Annotated in this window: 18 protein-coding genes; 5 read left to right on the top strand and 13 right to left on the bottom strand. The window is 40.9% G+C overall.

Going from position 1 to position 19,746, the window contains the following annotated elements; translation table 11 throughout:
• Positions 1–331 precede the first annotated feature (331 nt).
• Positions 332–964: an ABC transporter permease gene (locus V7K49_RS29140; RefSeq protein WP_298904275.1), complete on the bottom strand. Its 633-nt coding sequence runs from the start codon at positions 962–964 to the stop codon at positions 332–334.
• Positions 961–1,719 carry an ATP-binding cassette domain-containing protein gene (locus V7K49_RS29135; RefSeq protein ID WP_334864412.1) on the bottom strand — a complete coding sequence of 253 codons (759 nt, stop codon included), beginning with the start codon at positions 1,717–1,719 and terminating at the stop codon, positions 961–963. The genes V7K49_RS29140 and V7K49_RS29135 overlap by 4 nt, the downstream gene beginning before the upstream one ends.
• 89 nt (positions 1,720–1,808) lie before the next feature.
• Here V7K49_RS29135 and V7K49_RS29130 point away from each other — a divergent pair, with 89 nt between their 5' ends.
• Positions 1,809–2,492: an AbiU2 domain-containing protein gene (locus V7K49_RS29130; RefSeq protein ID WP_335208724.1), complete on the top strand. Its 684-nt coding sequence runs from the start codon at positions 1,809–1,811 to the stop codon at positions 2,490–2,492.
• Between the two features lie 129 nt (positions 2,493–2,621).
• Here V7K49_RS29130 and V7K49_RS29125 read toward each other — a convergent pair whose 3' ends face one another.
• Both V7K49_RS29125 and V7K49_RS29120 read right to left on the bottom strand, forming a co-directional pair.
• Positions 2,622–3,017 carry a hypothetical protein gene (locus V7K49_RS29125; RefSeq protein ID WP_335208723.1) on the bottom strand — a complete coding sequence of 132 codons (396 nt, stop codon included), beginning with the start codon at positions 3,015–3,017 and terminating at the stop codon, positions 2,622–2,624.
• Positions 3,018–3,459: 442 nt separating this feature from the next.
• Positions 3,460–3,657 carry a hypothetical protein gene (locus V7K49_RS29120; RefSeq protein ID WP_335208783.1) on the bottom strand — a complete coding sequence of 66 codons (198 nt, stop codon included), beginning with the start codon at positions 3,655–3,657 and terminating at the stop codon, positions 3,460–3,462.
• On the opposite strand from V7K49_RS29120, the gene V7K49_RS29115 reads away from it, so the two are divergent.
• Together V7K49_RS29115 and V7K49_RS29110 are read left to right on the top strand one after the other, a co-directional pair.
• Positions 3,590–3,754 (top strand): DUF4351 domain-containing protein, encoded by a 165-nt coding sequence (locus V7K49_RS29115; protein ID WP_335208722.1) that lies wholly within the window; start codon positions 3,590–3,592, stop codon positions 3,752–3,754. The two genes, V7K49_RS29120 and V7K49_RS29115, sit on opposite strands and share 68 nt — an antisense overlap.
• 164 nt (positions 3,755–3,918) lie before the next feature.
• Positions 3,919–4,098, top strand: coding sequence for an antitoxin (locus V7K49_RS29110; RefSeq protein ID WP_335208721.1), 180 nt, complete (start codon positions 3,919–3,921; stop codon positions 4,096–4,098).
• A gap of 320 nt (positions 4,099–4,418) precedes the next feature.
• On the opposite strand, the gene V7K49_RS29105 is transcribed toward V7K49_RS29110, so the two are convergent.
• Both V7K49_RS29105 and V7K49_RS29100 read right to left on the bottom strand, forming a co-directional pair.
• A complete protein-coding gene (locus tag V7K49_RS29105) occupies positions 4,419–4,928 on the bottom strand; it encodes a hypothetical protein (protein ID WP_335208720.1) in 510 nt (169 codons plus the stop codon).
• On the bottom strand, positions 4,925–5,308 hold the full coding sequence (locus V7K49_RS29100; RefSeq protein ID WP_335208719.1) for a toll/interleukin-1 receptor domain-containing protein: 384 nt from the start codon (positions 5,306–5,308) through the stop codon (positions 4,925–4,927). The genes V7K49_RS29105 and V7K49_RS29100 overlap by 4 nt, the downstream gene beginning before the upstream one ends.
• 567 nt (positions 5,309–5,875) lie before the next feature.
• On the opposite strand from V7K49_RS29100, the gene V7K49_RS29095 reads away from it, so the two are divergent.
• Positions 5,876–6,616, top strand: coding sequence for an S-layer homology domain-containing protein (locus V7K49_RS29095; protein ID WP_335208718.1), 741 nt, complete (start codon positions 5,876–5,878; stop codon positions 6,614–6,616).
• Between the two features lie 52 nt (positions 6,617–6,668).
• Here V7K49_RS29095 and V7K49_RS29090 read toward each other — a convergent pair whose 3' ends face one another.
• The 3 genes from V7K49_RS29090 to V7K49_RS29080 all read right to left on the bottom strand — a co-directional run bounded on the left by V7K49_RS29090 (position 6,669) and on the right by V7K49_RS29080 (position 10,190).
• Positions 6,669–8,597: an ABC-F family ATP-binding cassette domain-containing protein gene (locus V7K49_RS29090; RefSeq protein ID WP_335208717.1), complete on the bottom strand. Its 1,929-nt coding sequence runs from the start codon at positions 8,595–8,597 to the stop codon at positions 6,669–6,671.
• Between the two features lie 246 nt (positions 8,598–8,843).
• Positions 8,844–9,260: a DUF1824 family protein gene (locus tag V7K49_RS29085; protein ID WP_334874583.1), complete on the bottom strand. Its 417-nt coding sequence runs from the start codon at positions 9,258–9,260 to the stop codon at positions 8,844–8,846.
• A gap of 69 nt (positions 9,261–9,329) precedes the next feature.
• Positions 9,330–10,190, bottom strand: coding sequence for a prohibitin family protein (locus V7K49_RS29080; protein ID WP_335208716.1), 861 nt, complete (start codon positions 10,188–10,190; stop codon positions 9,330–9,332).
• A gap of 503 nt (positions 10,191–10,693) precedes the next feature.
• Between V7K49_RS29080 and V7K49_RS29075 the strand changes: the two genes are divergently transcribed.
• A complete protein-coding gene (locus tag V7K49_RS29075; protein WP_335208779.1) occupies positions 10,694–12,235 on the top strand; it encodes a phytoene desaturase family protein in 1,542 nt (513 codons plus the stop codon).
• Here the strand turns inward: V7K49_RS29075 and V7K49_RS29070 are convergent.
• The 4 genes from V7K49_RS29070 to V7K49_RS29055 all read right to left on the bottom strand — a co-directional run bounded on the left by V7K49_RS29070 (position 12,222) and on the right by V7K49_RS29055 (position 19,493).
• Positions 12,222–12,896: a hypothetical protein gene (locus tag V7K49_RS29070; RefSeq protein ID WP_335208715.1), complete on the bottom strand. Its 675-nt coding sequence runs from the start codon at positions 12,894–12,896 to the stop codon at positions 12,222–12,224. The two genes, V7K49_RS29075 and V7K49_RS29070, sit on opposite strands and share 14 nt — an antisense overlap.
• A 1,194-nt stretch (positions 12,897–14,090) precedes the next feature.
• A complete protein-coding gene (locus tag V7K49_RS29065; protein ID WP_335208713.1) occupies positions 14,091–14,552 on the bottom strand; it encodes a hypothetical protein in 462 nt (153 codons plus the stop codon).
• Positions 14,553–14,579: 27 nt separating this feature from the next.
• Positions 14,580–16,418 carry a bifunctional serine/threonine-protein kinase/formylglycine-generating enzyme family protein gene (locus V7K49_RS29060; RefSeq protein WP_335208712.1) on the bottom strand — a complete coding sequence of 613 codons (1,839 nt, stop codon included), beginning with the start codon at positions 16,416–16,418 and terminating at the stop codon, positions 14,580–14,582.
• A 675-nt stretch (positions 16,419–17,093) separates the two neighbouring features.
• Positions 17,094–19,493 (bottom strand): beta strand repeat-containing protein, encoded by a 2,400-nt coding sequence (locus tag V7K49_RS29055; RefSeq protein WP_335208711.1) that lies wholly within the window; start codon positions 19,491–19,493, stop codon positions 17,094–17,096.
• Positions 19,494–19,746: the final 253 nt, after the last annotated feature.

Below are 19,746 nucleotides of genomic sequence, written 5' to 3'. Positions count from 1 at the left end.
TCTGTTTCATGAAGGTAAAATGAAACAACGACCTCCAAAAAATAAATCTCTTGTGGGGTGGGCATCTTGCCATTAGTGTCAACTTAAGCAAAAACTCCTTTAAAATCTCGTTTCCAGCCAGAGGCTGGAAATGCAAGTCATTGCGGCTCTGCCGCAAGTTAAGAGGCAGAGCCTCTAATTAGGCATTCCCAGTCTCTGACTGGGAACGAGATAAAGAGACAATTTCTAAAAGCTGATTATAGACTAGCTTTTATCTTAAGTTGACACGTATAGTCCTGCTGGCTCCCCTAAAGTAATTTTATTTTTATTTTATAAATGACCTCTAACTTGCTTAATTCTTAATTTTTAATTTATTCTCCAACCAGCCAATTGCAAAATCAGCTAGTAATGCAATTCCCGCCGCCGGAACTGCACCAGCTAAAATTAACTGATCATTCACTACTGATATGCCGCGAAAAATAAACACTCCTAAACCACCTGCACCAATTGCTGCTGCAATGGTTGCAATGCCAATGGCAATTACCGTTGCTACCCGCACTCCTGCTAAAATCACTCCCATTGCCAAGGGAATTTCAACTTGCAATAACAATTGTCTATCTGTCATCCCCATCCCTCTCCCAGCTTCCCGAATAGCCGGATCGACGCTAGTAATCCCTGTGTAAGTGTTACGAATTATCGGCAGCAAGGAATATACAATCAGGGCAACAATTGCTGGGACTGCGCCAATTCCGCCAATTATAGGAACCGGAATCAGTAAGCCAAACAGTGCCAAACTGGGAATAGTTTGCAGAATATTTGCTATGCCGAGAATTGGTTGGCGGAGATAGGTTTTGCGTGTAATCAAAATACCTAATGGAATGCCTACAAGTATGGCAATTCCGATCGCGATTCCTACCAAAAATAAGTGTTCTAGAGTATGCTGAAGAATTTCTGGGGCATACTTAACGAGGAAGAAATTTTTCATAAATTGTCTTGGAAGGAACGCAGACATTGAAGAAACGCTAGGCTTTCTGGGTGTTGCGATCGCATAAATTCATCTGTTGTCCCCAATACTACCAATTCTCCCCCATACATTAAACCAATTCTCGATGCCAAAACCAAGGCTTCTTGAATATCGTGGGTGACAAACACAACTGTTTTGCCTAACTCTTGCTGCAAACGCCGAAACTCTTGTTGAAGTTCTAGCCGCGTAATTGGATCGAGTGCGCCAAAGGGTTCATCCATCAACAACACTGGCGGATCTGCTGCTAAAGCCCTGGCTACACCGACTCTTTGCCTTTGTCCTCCCGAAAGTTCGTGCGGGTAACGCCCTGCGAATTGTGCTGGTTCTAAGCCTACTAATTGCAACAATTCATAAACTCGCGTTTTAATTTGTTTCGGTTGCCAACCTTCCAAAGCCGGGACTAAACCCACATTGCGTTCTACAGTGAAATGGGGAAATAAACCAATTTCTTGAATTACGTAACCAATCTTTCGCCGCAGTTTAATTTCATCCCATTCAGTTGTCGGAATACTATCAAATAAAACTTCGCCTTGTGTGGGTGTAAATAGGCGATTAATTAACTTCATTGTCGTGGTTTTGCCACTTCCACTGCGTCCGAGTAATACCAGTGCTTCTCCTTGGTGGATGGTGAAATTGAGATTTGACACCAATGGGCGATGATTGCGGCTAAAGGTAACATCACGGAATTCGACGGCAGTTTGGTTATTTTGCGGCATGAGTGGCTGGCAGTATAAGCTAGTTATATGTATTATGTGCTAATTTGGTGAGTATGCTTTATATAAATAAATTATTTTTCTAACAAATTATGGTTCCTACACCGAAAGACAAACTTAAAGACATAGTTAACCAAGGTGTAAAAATAGACATTTTTGATGCAGAAGAAGCAATTAAATTATACGAAGTTATTGGTAATTATAAAGAAAAATTAGTTAAAGATAATTTTGACAATTTATTTGGAGTGTTTCAAATTGCCTTGATCAAGAATACTATTCTTGCTATAAATAAAATTTATGAAGAGCCTAAAAATAAGTATCAATTGAGAAGCCTTCCTGATGCTGTCAAAATACTAAAAGATAACTGCAATGACTTGAAAATAGAATATAGAGAACAGTTAGAAGAAAAACTAACTAATTGGGGGTTTGATAAAAAATGTTTGATATCTCTATCTGACTCAGAACTTACAAATATTGTTGCTGAAGCACTTAGTACAAAACTCCCATCACAAGATGAAATAAAAGACATCAAAGATGTAAGAGATAAACGAGTTGCTCATCATGAGTTTATCGATGAAACAAAAATATCATCAATAATGTGGCCACACTTAGAGGACTTATTGGAACGTGCGAAGAAGATAGTTGGAGTTATCGGTAATCACTACCTCGGTAGTTTTTATGAAAACAATGATGGGGAGTATGTTTTCTCTTCCGAGGTATCAAAAACAAGTCGTTCGCTAGTGAGGCTTTTTCAAAAAGCCGGTATTGTCAACTAGTAGTGTTTTCTAAAATTAGGATATATGCTAGCACTGTGTAAATATATGTAGGGTGCGTTATAACGTTAGCCTAACGCACCGCAATAGATCATAAAAACGGTGCGTTAGCCTTTGGCGTAACACACTCTACTATGCAGTTTTAACATTATCATCTACGGCTTGTTCTGCAACATTTTTCAAGCGGCTCGACCTGATTTTGCGGGCGCGATCGCTATTGCGAACACCACCCGCCATCTCATATTCGCGGCTGTCTTTGCCGTACTTTATAGCAACCACCATTAGCATCTTCTCAGAAAGCTGACTCAAGTTTTTTTCCATCTCTTCAATTTCAGTTACAGAAGAGTCAACCACAGACAGAGCGGTATTATAAACATCAATTTTGTTACGTAACTGGTCAATTGACTCAATCAGTTTTTCCAGACTATAATCTTCATCATATTTGATGTTTGGAACAATCGATTTCAGTCCAGCGGATCTTAACTGAGCTTTTTCTAAAACGCGGGATGTACGTTTTTGACGAGACATAAATTTATTCCTTTAAAATGCTTATATAGCTAGCTTGCCTTAATGAAACTACATTCCGGTTCAGCATAACTCGCAATTTTTCTCATAAAATTTTTAGGTGATACCAGTAATTTTTCGGTATTTAATCATTAGATGTTGATTTTTGTAGAAATAATTGTCTAAGTTTCATAAAAGTTTTAAGGAAGACCGCTCCCGGCACGAGGAAGACCGCTCCCGTCACGAGGAAGACCGCTCCCGGCGCGAGGAAGACCGCTCCCGGCGCGAGGCAGACCGCTCCCGGCACGAGGGAGACTGCTCCCGGCACGAGGAAGACTGCTCCCGGCACGAGGAAGACTGCTCCCGTCACGAGGAAGACTGCTCCCGTCACGAGGAAGACCGCTCCCGGCACGAGGGAGACCGCTCCCGTTTGTTGGGGAGTGCGTAGAGGCAAAGCGATTTTTTGTTAGATATCGCTGCGTAGGCAGAGCAACAACAGGCGATCGCAGTTTATAGAAGGGCGATCGCCTAGTATTCTGTAGGAAAGACCAATATAGGCGATCGCAGTTTGTGAGAGATGGTGCGAGGAAGCAACAGTGAATCTAGTTAACCGACTGCTAAAAAAGCGATTTGGTGAACTGACTTCAGAAATGCGTTCTGCCATCACTGGTTTACCTTTACCTGTTCTGGAAGACTTGAGTGAAGCACTGTTAGATTTTACCAGTGTGGCTGATTTGCAGTCGTGGTTAGCGGAGCGATAAGCCCACTCTTCTGTAGGTGCTGCTGAGATACAAGCGATCGCATTGCTTCACTTTTAGGTAGTCGCTTACATCTATAGTTTAACGATGAGCAACTGCAACAGAAGAAAAGTAAGATCATAAACACCGCCAAACTCAGCACTGATGGCATTCACCAAGTTGTTATTTTGCCGGAAGATTTTCAACTCACTGGCACAGAAGTTTATATTAAAAAAATTGGTAACGCGATCGTTCTCATTGCCAAAGATAACCCCTGGCGATCGCTCATCGACAGTCTAGATAATTTCTCCGATGATTTTATCACTAATTGCGATCGCCCACTCATGGACACCAGAGAGAGTTTGTAAATTCGATACCTGGCATTCAGCGCTGTTGTTAGAGAATTGGGTTGAGTAGCTGTAAAAGGCGATCGCACTTTGCTTAAAACTATAAATACTGCATCCCCTTATACCAATTGACCAAAACCAGGCTACAGATGCAATTTAAAACTACGAACTTGTGCTGAGCGCAGTCGAAGTATTACGAACTTGTACTGAGCGACTTGCCCTGAGCGTTCGCGCAGCGTCTCGTAGAGAAGCCGAAGGGAGTCGAAGTATTACGAATTATTTCCACCATCGCCCCACATCTACAATAGCGTGGGCAACTTCTGCCGTTGCTGCTTCGCCACCTAATGCAAAGATAACTGGAAACAATGCCTTGATATCTTGCAGCAAATTAGGGCGAGTGCGAATAGATAACTCATGAAGTGTATCTTGCCAATATTAGTATTAAGGGGATAGTGCTTTTTGAGTGCAGCAATCAAATCCTCAATTGCTTTTGCAGGGTTTTGCCAATAAAGAGCAATACATTCACCAAAGTTTAATCTATTTACATTAGCGTCTTCTTCCATCTGAAGACAAAAAATTCGCGGTTCATCGAAAGTCCGATCTCTTGCTGCGTTGACAATGAGTTCTACCCAATTGCTTCCCATTGCTTTACAGGTTCCACACAATATCACTGGCCCGCCAGTACTAAGAGCTTTTGAGGCTTCGGCAATGTATCCTTCTCCTACCATGACAGTTCCGCGATGTGCTATCTCCTCATAGCCGGCTTCGCGAATGTCTTTTTCTAACTTTTCTGCTAATTTTTCTTCCTGTTTGGCATGGACAATGTAAATATGCCAGTTTCTCTCACTCATTTAATTGCCCGCAGCAATTGAGATACGCCTTTTGACCAGTCATTAACCAAATCTGCATACTTGATATCAGCTAGAATAGCAGGCGGTTGCCCTCCCGTGAGCAAAATTGGCAATACCTTTACTTCGTGTCCTGACAATTGTCGAGCTAACACTGACATCCACTCACGGTTTACCCAAGATGACATATCAGACGAGGAGTAACACAGCACTAAATACTTAGATCCTTCTAGCCCTTGGTCAACACGCTCAACAATCGAATCTCCTACGTCTATCTTCCATTCATCAAACCATACTTCATGCCCAGCATCAACTAATTCATTAGCCAGCTGTTCAGCTTGTTGAGCATCACTTTTACGATGACTGATGAAGACATTGGGCATGGTTAAATTCTCGACTTGAATGATATTAATTTAACAAATTTATCAGACGCGATAAATCGCGTCTCTACATGAGGGTTGTCTCGTTCCCAGTCTCCGACTGGGAATGCCTATTTTTGAGGCAGAGCCTCAAGACTTGCGGCAGAGCCGCAATGAGAGAGCATTTCCAGGCAGAGGCTGGAAACGAGATTTGAAGGCTAAAAAATAAAATAGCGCTAAGAGGATGTTTGAAAAGTATTATTGCTAACATCAAAAGCTCCCAAACCTAACCCCCATTCTCTACAAGGGAATGGGGGTTACAAAGCCTTTCGACCTTTCGGGCAGAGGAATGGAAGCGGGGTTTTTTAGTATCCTTTTAGAGTTTTCAAACAACCTCTAAGGAAAAATTGAGGGTTGGAAACTCAAGTCGGTGGGTAAAGTCTTGTGTAGCTGCGACTTCTAGTCGCTCGGCAAGTTTATAAACATCCTCTAAAAGCGATCGCAATTTCAGGTATAACTAATAACTTTAAGAAACCTTCTAAAAGAGAGCAACGTCTACAATAATAAGCATTTAATCTATCATAATACCTTATGCTCAAACCAATTTTTAACTCTTTTTTTAGTGATATAACTACCAAAAATTTCGTAAATGCTACTGCGATTATATTGTTATGCACTTTTACCACTAAACCAGTACTTGCTAATGTGCCTATAAGCTTTACTGATGTTAGCAATGATGTATATGCCAAAGAGATTCAAGAGGCTGTTCAAACAGGGATTATTGCAGGCTTCACTTCTAATAATACATTCCGTCCCACGTTAGAACTAACACGAGAACAGATGTTGTCGATGGTAATAAACGCGCTCAGTAAGCTCTCCGTCAGTCCTTTGACTGTGCCATACGATCCACCACCAGCAGCAGCAAACTTATTGAAAGTGACCAGCAAACCTTACCGGGATGTAAACGTAACTCGTTGGAGTGCTGCAATGATTGAGTGGGCAAAATCAAACGGGATTATACTCGGCTATTCTGATGGCACTTTTCGTCCTAGCCAAATAGTAACCCGTGCTGAGTTGATGGCGGTATTGCGTAAAGCGGCTGAATATGGGCAAAATGCCGGAAGTTCAAGTATAGGAGCCAAGCAGCAGGCAGTAGCTTTTAATGATATATCTAATCATTGGGCGCAGAATTCGATTAAAGAAATGTCTGCTTACTGCGGTGTAGCTTCTCCATTGAATGAAACAGGAAATGCCTTTTCTCCTAATCTTGCGGCAAAGCGCAATTATGCAGCAGCTGCCACATTACGGATGCTCAACTGTTTTAAGAGGTAAGATCACTGGACACTGCGAATTTTCACATTCGCCCAATACTATCAAACGTACTCTAAGACTCCATCTCAGCCAATTCTAACCAGCGTTCAGTCGCCACATCGATCGCTTGCTTGAGAGATTCCACTTGTTCGTAGAGTTTCTGCACTTGGCTATAATTCCCCGGTGAGACATTCGCTAGTGTTTTCTCGGTTTCTGCTTTCTCAGCCTCTAACTGGGCAATTTTACCTTCCAACTGCTCAAATTCTTTCTTTTCCCAATTGGATAACCTGCGCCGCTTTTGATTCTCTACATCTTTGGGTGAAGCTGCACCATTTTGGACTTCGACATTTTTGGGCTTCTCTTTAGTATTAGCAGCTTGCTGCTGTGCTTCTTCAGCCTTCTTATAGTCCAGATAAACTGAGTAATTACCTGGATATAGCCGGAGATTACCGCCTTCCTCAAAGGAAAATACTGTGTCGATGGTGCGATCGAGAAAGTAGCGATCGTGAGAAACTACAATTACACACCCGACAAAATCTTCTAAATAATCCTCTAGTACTGCCAATGTCTGCACATCTAAATCGTTCGTCGGTTCATCTAAAATCAAGACATTGGGCGCACTCATCAGAACCCGCAACAGAAATAAACGGCGTTTTTCCCCACCAGAAAGTTTATGAATTGGGGCATACTGTTGATTACCAGGAAACAAAAACCGCTCCAACATTTGGGAAGCAGTTATTTGAGTACCATCAGTAATTTTGATAAACTCCCCTTCTTCTTTGATGTAGTCAATTACACGCTGATTTTCGTTTAAGGCTGTGAGCAATTCTTCAGAATGCTGGTCAAAATAACCGATGTGAATTGTAGTACCAATATCTGCAAGACCTGAATCTGGCTGAATCTGACCAGTAATAATATCCATTAAAGTGGATTTACCTGCACCGTTAGCGCCGATAATGCCGATGCGGTCTTCTGGGCTAAATTCGTAGGTAAAATTATTAATCAGGGTACGTCCATCATAGGCTTTAGAAATTTTATTTAATTCAATAACTTTTTTGCCGATGCGACGACCAACTGTAGAAATATCAACTTTACCCTGAACTTGTTTAAATTCAGTATCCCGCAGAGCATGAGCGCGGTCAATTCTAGCTTTTTGCTTAGTACTTCTGGCTTTCGGTCCTTTTTTGAGCCATTCCAACTCGCGCCGCAACAAGCCTTGATGTTTACGTTGAGTACTTACAGCAGATTCTTCAGCTAAAGCTTTCTTTTCCAGGTAATATGAATAGTTACCTGTATAGGTGTAAATGTCGCCTCGGTCAATTTCAATGATCCGATTGGTAACACGATCCAAGAAGTAGCGATCGTGGGTGATCAGAAAAAGTGCGCCACGATAGCGATTTAAATAACTTTGTAACCATTCAACAGAAAGAGCATCGAGATGGTTTGTCGGCTCATCCATGAGCAAAATATCTGGTTCTGCTAGCAACGCCGATGCTAGAGCAATACGCTTGCGATAACCCCCAGATAAAGTGCCTATTTTGGCATCAAAGTCAGAAATTCCTAATTTTGTAAGGATGATTTTAGCGTTGGTTTCTAATTCCCAAGCACCACTCGTATCCATCCGTTGCATCACCACAGAAAGGCGAGACATCAATTGGCTATCATCTGGATAATGAACCAATTTATCTGACAGTTCTTCATACTCACGCACCAAAGCCATGTGTTCGCCACTGTCAGCAAAAACTTGCTCTAAAACTGTGTGATTTTCATCTAAATCTGGCTGCTGGGATAAGTAGATGATTTTAGAACCGGAGTTGACTAAAACTTGACCACTATCTATCGATTCTAACCCAGCGATCATTTTTAATAAGGTTGATTTACCAGAACCGTTAGTACCAATTAAGCCAACTTTATCGGTAGCATCTAGGCTAAAGCTGGCATCTTTTAAAATTTCTTTGATGCCAAAGTCTTTTGTTACTGACTGGAGTGTAATAATACTCATAATATTTAGTTATTTTTCATTGGTCATTAGTTAGTAGGTAAGGCACATACCTAGCCCACGTCTTGGTAAGATGATCTCATTCCTATACTCTGCATAGGAACGAGAGATTGATAGTTTTTGGGTGGTCAGAAAAGGATACATAGGGGACTTGCAAAACCAAATTTAACTTCATAACAAAGGTTTCAGCATACTTTCGACCACCAAGACGCGGGCTAGCCACATACCCTTACCTACATTGTCCGAATTCTATACAAATAAATCCAAGGGGAGATGTCCATACATTTCGTTGATTCCGTCTTCATGGTAAGACTGGCAAGATACTAATACTCCCCGATGATGACCCGCATAGGAATCAAGATAACACAAGCCATTTTTACCATTTAATTTGATATAAACTGGGCCTTCCGGTGTAAGTAAATTGTTTGGTGGTTCATAACCCAAAGCCAAAGAATAGGTCTTCATCGCCAGTATTCCTTCTTCTGCTGTATCAGCACAAATTCCTAAAATTTGATAATCAGCAAGCTTGGTGATTAAAATTAAGGCACTACGAATTACTGATTTTTCTGATGGCTTGAGGATAGGTGCGATGTCTAGACAGTTGAATTTATTCAGTAATTTTTTCGCTTCTTCGGCGGTGAGATTCTGAGGATTGGGGGTTGACATAAACTTCGATTATTATCTTGTTAGTTTTTCTGTTGTGTTTGAGTTGGGACTAGCCTAACTTACTAAGTATTATTTACTCGAATCAGGTTGATTTTGGACATTCCCAAGGTTGAACATGAAGGGGACAGCGCTTTTTGAGTCACTACCCATAACGAGGACTTTTGGCATCTGAGCGCCGCCACTCTTCCAAGCTTCAATTGCTTCTTTTTGTAGAACCAACTGTCCTCCTTGGGCTTTGAGTGTCTCTGCTAAGAGTCTTTGAGATTCTGCCTTACCTTTGGCGCGATTCACATCTGCTTGTGCTTCTTGTTCAGCTTCCCGTGCTACATAAACGGCTCTTTGCGCCCGCTGTTCAGCAATTTGTTTTTCTTCCACTGCTTTGGCAAATTCTGGTGAGAACGCTAAGTCAACTACGCTAGTATCTAACACAATTATCCCATATTTGTCTAAGCGATCGCCTAACGCATTATCAAAGTCTTCTTTCAATTCACTTCTTTTGGTAATTGCCTCTTCTACAGTTCTTCTAGCTGCGGCAATTTTAAATGCCTCTTGTGTCTGAGGTGCAATGATTTTCGATACAATATTTGCTAAGGTTCCTTGTTTCCTTCTAACTTCAACGACCTGTACGGGATCGAGGCGAAAGTTGATGGCAAATCTGGCAGATAAATTTTGCAAATCCTTAGTAGAACTCTCCGCTGGCACTTCAAACTTTTGGACTGTCAAATCATACACATCTATCACTGAGATAAAAGGCGGTTTCACGTGAATCCCTTCCAATAAAGCGCCATCTCTAGCTTTACCCAAGATGCTGATTACTCCTGCTTGTCCAGGGTTAATAATCACAAAGGAATTTAGTCCGAGAATCACTAATATTGCTAACACAATTCCTAAAACTGTGGTTTGCCAATTTCCCAATTGCTGATTTTTCAAATTCCTCTCTCCATCTGAGTGCTGAGTCGTGTTTGCGGATAGCTATGGTTTACCCCGTCCTAAGTAAAATAGTACGGATAAATCTGAGAGTAGTAAATAGTCAAAAGTTTTGCTTTGACTTGGGTAAACTCAGTTACTAGTTTAAGTTTCTCATCAGTTTGTCTGAATCAAGTCTTTAATCTTCAGACTCAGGACTTTGTTCCGTGGTAATATCAGTTGCACGAAACCGCAAAAAGCCGTGGCTACTCTATATAAATCATTTATGAACTTTTCTGTTTCTCCTCTTGGCGGCTTGGCGGTTCGATAATTTTCATCACTCAAATAAGATTGCTATATTAAAATTTATTCTATGAATGATCAGTAGATGGTTTCTGTGTGTGCGGCGGCTCTGCCAAACTCTTCCCTTGTGCTAGAATCCCTCTGTGAATAGGGTTTTAGACGCGCTAACTCTAGATCAGTTAGCATACCTTGAAAACCAAACCATTGTTGCCAACATAAGGGATATGCAAAACACAGATATAGTTGTCATTGGTAGCGGTATTGGCGGTTTGAGTTGTGCTGCTCTTTTGGCACGGTATGGCTTTGATGTGATAGTCTGCGAAAGTCACTCCATTCCTGGAGGCGCTGCCCATGCTTTTGAGCGCAATGGTTTCAAATTTGACTCGGGCCCGTCCCTCTACTCTGGACTGTCTTACAGCCCCTCTGCTAACCCTTTGCGACAAGTACTAGATGCAATTGGCTCTGAATTACCATGCGTAATCTACGATACTTGGGGTTGTTGTCTGCCAGAAGGTGATTTTGACACGGGGGTTGGTGCCGAGCAATTTTGTGAAGTGCTGATGAAATTCCGTGGTAATAATGCTGTAGCCGAATGGCAGGAACTCCAGCTTGTTATGAAACCATTTGCTAATGCAGCAACTTCCATACCACCAGCCGCATTACGCTTTGATTTTGGTGCAGCTAGAACTGTGGGCCCATTTGTCCCATCTATGACAAAAAATGTGGCGAATATCATCAAGCTGACGGGCCCCTTCAGCCGGATTATGGATGGGGTTGTTAAAGACTCGTTTACGCGAAATTGGCTCAATTTACTTTGTTTTCTACTTTCTGGACTACCAGCAGATGGTACTAGCGCCGCAGAGGTAGCATTTATGTTTGCCGACTGGTATCGACCAGACGCAGTACTTGAATATCCGATTGGTGGTAGTGGTGCTTTAGTTGACACCCTTGTACAAGGATTGGAACGTCACGGTGGGAAGCTGATGCTAGGCGCTCATGTGGAGCAAGTGCTTGTAGAAGGTAATCGCGCGATGGGTGTGCGTCTGCGCGATCGCCAAGAAATTCGGGCCCGTCGGGCAGTAATTTCTAATGCATCGGTTTGGGATACACTGAAGTTGCTACCAGAAAAGGCAATACCCAAACAGTACCGCAGCAAACGACAAGCTACGCCTGAGTGTGATAGCTTTATGCATCTACATTTAGGCATTGATGCTCAAGGATTACAGTCAGATTTGCGGTGTCATTACATCGTAGTTAATAACTGGGAATTGGGTGTGAGGGCACCTCAGAATGTTGTAGTGATATCAATCCCTTCAACTCTCGATCCATCCCTAGCACCAGCAGGTAAGCATGTGATTCATGTGTATACTCCTGGTAATGAGCCATATGCTCTGTGGCAAGGGATGGATAGAAGGAACCAAGAATATGCCGAACAAAAGCGATCGCGTGCAGAAATAATGTGGCAAGCTTTAGAACGGATCATTCCAGATATTCGCTCTCGTTGCGAAGTCACACTTGTTGGTACACCTTTAACCCACGAGCGTTATCTCCGTCGTCACCAAGGTTCCTACGGCCCAGCAATTCCGGCTGGTGCTGGTATGTTTCCTGGCCCCAGCACACCTCTACCAGGACTAATGTGCTGTGGCGACTCGACATTTCCCGGTATTGGTTTACCAGCAGTCGCCGCTAGTGGGATGATTGCTGCGAATACCCTTGCACCGGTTAATAAGCATTTAGCTATGCTTCAAGATATCAAGTGGATTTAATTTTTCGAGTATAAAATCTAGTTGCTAAGAGAGCCGCACCTGCTGCCAAAACTGCTAGTACACTGTCAGGTTCAGGTACGGCAGCAACTTGAGCATCAACTCGTGCAGTTCCAGCAAACAAACCGGACAAGTCAGGGTTTTTCAGTATAGTCGCAAACTCTGGAGAAATCAACAATTTAACATTAGAGATGGTTAGATTTTCGCCATCAAAAGCCACAGGTTTTGGAATACTCAAATCAAACAAAATTGTATTTAAAGAAAGTGTATCTCTTAAAACAAATCCGCTGGCACCTGTGACAGTACGTCCTGGAGCAAAACCAATTGAAAAGTCACCAACAGTAATTTTATCATTGAAGGTAACACTACCAGTATGCTCGATTGTACCTGAGAGGGGAGTAAAACCGCCCTCGTCACTGAATGTAAAGTTGGTGGCTGAGTCGATGTTGAAGCCAACTAAATAATTGCTAGGAATTGGTGCAACTGTATTATTAGTATCTGTCAAGGTTAGCCCGATGTTTTTAAGAATATCCTCGTGATCACGATCAATACTGGTGACTCCAGATATCACTTTAAAAGTTGCAGCTTCTACCTGTATGGGTGTAATTGATATAAAAGCTGCTGTAGTACAACCTAGAACCCCTGCAAATTGATAAAAACGCATAGATACTCCTTATCTTCGTAGTTTATTCTATCTAAAAAAACGCTCTTTATTAATCTAAAATTTTATGGAGTACCGCTAATAAGCTGGTCTTAAAAGATAAAAAATGCTTTTGCTAATTTGATATGAATTAATTATCAAGTTGATAACAAAATTCTAATCATACAGTTATAAATACAAAGTTAGATAAGTGGGTAAAAATAAATATCATTGCTGAGGATGAAGGAAAAAGTATGAGGCATAAGACATTAAACATAAAAAACGAGAAAAATATAGTTACGTTTAATTATGTCCAATGTCAATTATTTAGTTTTAAACCTAACAATGATGATCTGGTAAAATATAAATTTTTCCTCTAATTATTGATAAGATTAGGTTAAGAGGCAAAGCACTGTCTTAAAGGTTATTTATAAAGTAAATCTTAAGGTGATTTCTGATGAAAAAAATACCTATGTTAACGAGTTTGGACTTCTCTACGAGACGCTACGCGAACGCTCAACTCTCGACCACTCAGTTGGTTGAGCGTTCGCGTAGCGTCTCGTAGAGAAGTCCAAACCAACGGCTATGGTAAATTTATTACTAGAATTCACCTAAGTAGGATGCATTAGGCTAAAGCCGTAACTCACCATGTTCTATGGCGGTGCGTTAGGCGCTCATGTTATTTTTTTGGTTATACCAATTCCAATTCTGTATGAAGATGCGCCAAACTATATGAGAAACGAACTGCAAAAGGGAGGCAGCGCAGTCTTCTACCTTGGCGCTACTCTCCCTTTGGGAGAAGGGGAGACGATACCGCGCATAGCGCAGCGTTAGCGAGTCTTCTCCCTTGGCGCGATTTTGTATCAATACAGTTAACAGCGATTACCTGTAAGGTTACATAGAACAAGGGGATTTTGCCCAAAGTCTTACCTAGCCTGATTTTGTGAAGTTTCACAAAGAATTGGTATAAGTATTTCTTTTTTTGTTTCTTCTCAGCGAGACGCTACACAAATCCGTTACCCTGCGGTTAGCCGCAACTCTACAAGACACTATTGCATTCGCATCTACGTTCAAAAAATTGACTTTGACAAAGAGTTTTAGCCTTAACCCAAGCGGATTGGATTGTATATGGTTTTCACATTACGTTGACACAAAGAAACGCATTGACTCTTGCAAAAGACATAGTTGAATTTACTCTTATCGGACTTACTTGTTGATTTATAGACTTGTTCTAATCCACCAGCTTATTTTCTCCAAATTAGGATCTATTTTCTGCCAAAAGTTTGCTGATGAGTCTGCTTCTCTTGCTGCTGTGAATATTTTATCTATACTGTCAAAGTTTTTTTGAATCAACTGCTTATCTAGTTTAGGAATATCTAATTTAAGATATTTCAGACGGTTGGGTAACTCTACTTTCTCTCTTGTCGGCAAGTTGGGAATCTGATCAACTTGTTCTATAATTTTATCTCTTGATGCAATTATCTCTTCAATATTCGGCTTTTTAGTTTTTAATTGTAAATCTTTCTCTTCAAAGGTTTCTTCTTGATTACCTAACTTTATTCTCACTATTTTAACCAAGAAACTATTGTAATCAACCTCACTAACTTCACCTACTTGTTTATGATATTTCCCACTTTTATTTATAAGTACTATGTCACCTTTATCAATTCTGTCCTTCATAATTTCTACAACCTCTGAATTAAATTGCTAAATAATCTCCTCTACAGAAAATACTACTCTAAAGCCACAAACCCTCAGTCCACCGTCTGACTCATTCCAGCTACGACTGGCGCTGCGACAAAGTTCTGCACTGAAACTCCAAGAACCACCGCGTAAGACTCGGCGATTAATATCACCGCCAACTTCCCAAGCTGTTCCATCTAAGGGTGCATCGTTATAATTGTTGTGCCAAGAATCAGCGCACCATTCCCAAACTAGCCCGTGCATATCGTACAATCCAAAGGCGTTAGCTACTTCAAAACTACCGACGTTTGTTGTTTCTTTACGGAATTTGCTTTTTGGTTCGATAGCACAACTGACTAACTCAGAGGTAATCGTTTCACCAAAATGGAAGGATGTTGTAGTTCCAGCCCGACAAGCATATTCCCATTCAGCTTCACTCGGTAAACGATAGTCGTGTCCGGTTTTTTCTGATAGTCTGAGACAGAATTCTACAGCCTCATACCAAGATACATTTTCCACTGGTCTATCTAGACCTTTGAATTTCGATGGATGGGGATTTAAAGCTTGTTTGACTTTGGGTAAAGCTGCTACTACTCTCCACTGTGCTTGAGTTACAGGAAATTTCCCCATAAAAAATGGTTCGACGGTAACTTCGTGTTGAGGACGTTCGTCAGCATCCCCTTCAAACTCTGGTGAACCCATCATGTAAGTACCACCAGGAATTGATACCATTTCTAATGTGACAGACTTACCCAATTCTTCAGCAAAGAAGTTTGCATTGATGTTCACGCGGTTTACTTCTCTACCACCTGTGTCTACTGTCACTACATCAAATTCAAAGGTTTCTAAGGAGAGTAATGGTATTATTACTTTTTGCGGTAGCAGCGGTAATATAGATTGGGACATCGAAACAATTTTTAGGGCAACCGGTTCAATGTTCGATGTTGTAAACTTCAAATCGTTGAGAACTTCTACTGCTGTTTGATATCTTTCGCTCGGTAGATGTTTTAGTAATTTATCTAAAATTTTCCCTAAGTCGTCGCTGATAGTAATACCTTTTTCTTGTAATCGTTGACGCCACAACCACTTAGCATTCATGGCATCATAAATAGGGTCATTAATCTGTCCAGAAGCATCTTGTAAAGGCAAACATCGAGTTAAAAGACGCACGCAAGTTACACCCAAAGCATACAAATCACTGGCGTGACAAGCAAATCCAGCCATTTGTTCTGTTGGGGCATAACCAAGGGTATAAATTACTGTAGCTTGTCTTCCTAAACTGGTTTGTGTTAGCTGTTTAGCACCACCAAAGTCAATTAATACGGGTTTTTCATCACTTGCACGGCGGATAATATTTTCTGGTTTTATATCCCGATGAATGACGTTATGGGTATGAACGAATTCCAAAACTGGCAATAAATCAGTTAAAAGTTCCCAAATTTGTTTTTCACCATAGGTTTTTTGCTGAACTTCTTGTAAGAGAGTTTTTCCTTGAATAAATTCTTGTACGAGATACAAGCTAGTACCTTGTTCAAAATAAGCTAGTAATCTGGGAATTTGTGTATGATTTTCTCCCAGTTCATACAACCGAAAAGCTTCTTCTTTGAAAAATTCGGCTGCTTTGGTGCGTTGTCCTGTTCCCTGAAATTGTGGGAAAAATTGCTTGATGACACAAGGCGCATTTAGTCTGTCTACATCTTCTGTTGCATAGGTTCTGCTAAACCCACCTTCACCTAAGAGTCTCAATACGCGGTAACGGTTTCTCAGAAGTTTGCCAAAGTTGCTTTGTCCGCAACTCACGCAAAATCTATTGCCATCAGAGTTGAATGGATTTGAGCAATTGGGATTTTGGCAGATTTGCATAATCAGGAGGAAATAGCATCTTCTCCAAAGTTAGCCCCAATATTGTCTAATTGAAAACAGTTATGTAGATAAGCGAACACGGAAGTTTATTTATGTGCTTAAAAATATCTTTTACACGAGGAGAGATGGATGATTAACAATTCAAAATTTAAAATTTAAGAGAGTTACATAGGGAATTGAAACCCCGAATGAAACTGATATTAGTGCTTTCGGCTTGCCGGAAGGCACCCTACATTTTAATATAGCTGTTATTCACTATCCAAAAAAGTTCATCAAGAACCAATTAAAGAATTAAAAACTCAAAGTTTCAGAGAGTTACATAAGGGTATTTAAACCCCAGTGAAACTTTAGCTACTTGTATAATTAGGGGTATAAAATTCTTTATACATCTTCAAAAAAGAATGTAAAGACGTTGCATTACAACATCTTTACAAGGGTTTTCGGTAAAGTATAATTAATTTCTGAAGATGTGTTTTATTTGAAGAGAACCCATAATTTTTATTGCGAGTTTGACTCTCAATACATTTCAGATAAGCACTCTTGACCTATCCTATCAATTGCTAAAAAGGTAAAGGTTTAAAATTACCCTTTTCCCTTTAACCGAACCGTAGAGGAATGGGAGAGACAAGGAAGAAAATAATAATTCTTAACTCCTAACTCTAGATATCAGATAACTTAGTTGACCTTACGTTGGAAACTAAATGTTCCAGACTGTCCAGGTTGAAGTGGCCCAGGAATTGTGTCTAGATAGATGGTGATATTAACGCCAATTGCATCCGTTACTGCTGCTCCTAAATTTAGATAAGTTACAATTCCGGCAGGATCAATTGCAGTATTAAACACATGACTGGTATCCACCGTTCCATTGCCATCATTGTCTTTCGCCCAGTTATTATTAGTGGAATTACCATTTTCAGTAATAATGATTCCAGTTGCACTCATAGTAGCGTTATTTGAGCCGATGGGAACTGATGAAATATTGGTGTAAGTAATCCGATACTCAATAATGTTGCCTACACCAGGCTTTTTGACTGTTGTGCTAAAAGTGCTATCATTCGTAGCAACAGCAGATCCACTTCCTTGTATAATTCGAGATTCTTTCACAAGTTTCAAGAAACCTGTGTAAACTTGGTCAATAGTATTATTGTAAGATTCTCCAGAATTAAACGCTCCATCATTATTGCTATCCACAAAAGCTCGAATTGTCACAGGAAAAGCTTTACCTGTATCTGTTGATAGAGGCGTTCCTCCAGGTAAATCTACAGTTAGGGTGTAATCAACTGGGAGATTATTGAGGGTTGGTAGGACAATTCCTAAGCCAGAAGTCAAGGTGAAGACAGTGCCATTGTATGTGTAAGTGGCAACACTGGCTCCAGAGATCAAAGTTACAGTTGTACCTGATGGTAGGTCACTAGTATTGGTTGGGGTAACTGGTACTAGTAAGACATTACTCAACAGGGTTGGATTGGGGTTTAGTATAGTATTGAAGAAGCTGACAGCACCAGGATCGATGGTAGATCCTGGCGGCAGATAGAGTGGAACGATCGCTGATTGGTTTGAAAAATCATTATTATTATCAGTCGCTCCCACAGCGTCAGGGTGCAAATGCGGCCCATTCAAAATCGAAGTTTGGGCAGTCATTGTGAAGGTGTTAACTTCACCTCCAGGCCCTTGACCTGTGTTGTTATTACTGCTATCTGCCCCTTGACTAGCAACATTTGCTACCCCACTATTAGGAATATTTGAACCAACAGTACCATCATCATTAAAGTTGCTAGGGTTTTGGTCGCCTGACTCATCATAAACTAGCTGATTGAGTGTATCACCTTGAGTTTGACCAAAGCTCTGAGCAATATTAGAAATCGTAGCTGTGGAAGTCAGGACTCCATTTGTCACCACTTGGAAGGACAATCCATTTACTGTTGTCCCGGCAGTGAGAGTGCCAGATTTAACAAATCCAACACGAGTTACCAATGTTAAATCAACGGGTACAATACTAGTCCAAAGGGCATTGTTTGCCGTCACTACTGTAGGCGTCACAGTGTAAACAACAGTCCAACCTGTAGGAGGGGTAACTACACTCGCTAAGTGAGTATTTACGGGAATGGCATCAGATACCAAAATTTTGGCACCAATCAGCGCATCTACATTAATATTCGTACCTACCAAATTTGCGGGAGTTAATCCTGTACTACCTGCGGGACTTGTGGAATCAATTTTTAGACTCAAATCGTAGGTCAACTTATCATCACTCAGATTGTTGGGTGTACTGGAATCTGAATACCCAGAACGAACTTTTAAGACTTTAGCAAAGGCCTGTGGAATCGCAGAGATGGTAGTTGTTTGGATAGCGCTAGCTTCTCGTTCTCCATTCAGAGGTACCCCTGCCGTTTCTCCTGCTGTTGCATCTAAATTATCAACGGTGCGGACTTCCGTAGCGTTTGAGCCATCAGGACTATCAGGTTGGTTTTGAGTAGTATTACTGTTATCGTTAGGGCCTGTATCACCTAGTAATACTGAAATATTAGAACCCGGCGTTGCTAAAAAATTAACTGTGACAGGAACACGCACTTTGACAAATCCACTAACAGGAATGGAACCAGTGGTAAAACCAGCGTTGGGAATAGTAGTTTCAAATGTACCGTTGCCATCTAAATCTGCGGTAATTGCGCCAGCTGTTGCTGGCCCTGTAATAGTAGCTTTACCTGGAATAAAGAAACGGGTGGGATCATTCCCCACATTAGTAATCAAAAAATCGTAGTACAGCAAATCATTAGAAACAACACTACCACCTGTTGTATCTGTCATGCCTTGAGAAGTCACCGTAATTCCTGCTATCTCTGCTACAGTAATTGTTACAGTATTAGAAGTAGCTTTATTAAGAACATTTACTCCCAAATTATTTACGTAATTATATTCAGCAGTTGCGGTGTTGTCGATAACAGTACCAGCAGTTGTACCATCTGCTAGAGAAGGCATTACAAGTGTAAATGCTCCTCCTAAAGAAATTGCTGCTGCTAATAAAAAACGGTATTGATGTAATTTATGAGCAAAAAAGTTGCGTGATGGTTTCATGATTTCTCAACTGTTTTTCAGTCATTTAGTTTTTGTTGTTTAACATCTTGCACCAGTTCATTTAAAACACTTTTTGTAGATCAGATACTTCTTTCTAATTTTTCACGGGAAGTCCTCAAGCCCTGAGTTAATGAAAATAGCTAACAGAAAAATCAGGGCTTGGGAAACCTTCAAAATGACATGAATCCACATACTGTGAAAAGTCAAACTCTTTCTGTTGGCTCAAGCCACAATTTTTAAGTTATAAGTGCTG

It is taken from the genome of Nostoc sp. (genome assembly GCF_036919675.1).
Classification (GTDB): Bacteria; Cyanobacteriota; Cyanobacteriia; order Cyanobacteriales; family Nostocaceae; genus Nostoc.
The sequence above is the reverse complement of the archived record's forward strand: the minus strand, read 5'-3'. Positions and strand labels throughout refer to the sequence as shown.

Coding starts and splice junctions, on each gene's coding strand:
- V7K49_RS29055 (WP_335208711.1), bottom strand. CDS start 19,493: ATGAAACCATCACGCAACTTTTTTGCTCATAAATTACATCAATACCGT.
- V7K49_RS29130 (WP_335208724.1), top strand. CDS start 1,809: ATGGTTCCTACACCGAAAGACAAACTTAAAGACATAGTTAACCAAGGT.
- V7K49_RS29075 (WP_335208779.1), top strand. CDS start 10,694: ATGCAAAACACAGATATAGTTGTCATTGGTAGCGGTATTGGCGGTTTG.
- V7K49_RS29125 (WP_335208723.1), bottom strand. CDS start 3,017: ATGTCTCGTCAAAAACGTACATCCCGCGTTTTAGAAAAAGCTCAGTTA.
- V7K49_RS29120 (WP_335208783.1), bottom strand. CDS start 3,657: ATGGCAGAACGCATTTCTGAAGTCAGTTCACCAAATCGCTTTTTTAGC.
- V7K49_RS29070 (WP_335208715.1), bottom strand. CDS start 12,896: ATGCGTTTTTATCAATTTGCAGGGGTTCTAGGTTGTACTACAGCAGCT.
- V7K49_RS29065 (WP_335208713.1), bottom strand. CDS start 14,552: ATGAAGGACAGAATTGATAAAGGTGACATAGTACTTATAAATAAAAGT.
- V7K49_RS29095 (WP_335208718.1), top strand. CDS start 5,876: ATGCTCAAACCAATTTTTAACTCTTTTTTTAGTGATATAACTACCAAA.
- V7K49_RS29085 (WP_334874583.1), bottom strand. CDS start 9,260: ATGTCAACCCCCAATCCTCAGAATCTCACCGCCGAAGAAGCGAAAAAA.
- V7K49_RS29135 (WP_334864412.1), bottom strand. CDS start 1,719: ATGCCGCAAAATAACCAAACTGCCGTCGAATTCCGTGATGTTACCTTT.
- V7K49_RS29100 (WP_335208719.1), bottom strand. CDS start 5,308: ATGCCCAATGTCTTCATCAGTCATCGTAAAAGTGATGCTCAACAAGCT.
- V7K49_RS29105 (WP_335208720.1), bottom strand. CDS start 4,928: ATGAGTGAGAGAAACTGGCATATTTACATTGTCCATGCCAAACAGGAA.
- V7K49_RS29060 (WP_335208712.1), bottom strand. CDS start 16,418: ATGCAAATCTGCCAAAATCCCAATTGCTCAAATCCATTCAACTCTGAT.
- V7K49_RS29140 (WP_298904275.1), bottom strand. CDS start 964: ATGAAAAATTTCTTCCTCGTTAAGTATGCCCCAGAAATTCTTCAGCAT.
- V7K49_RS29090 (WP_335208717.1), bottom strand. CDS start 8,597: ATGAGTATTATTACACTCCAGTCAGTAACAAAAGACTTTGGCATCAAA.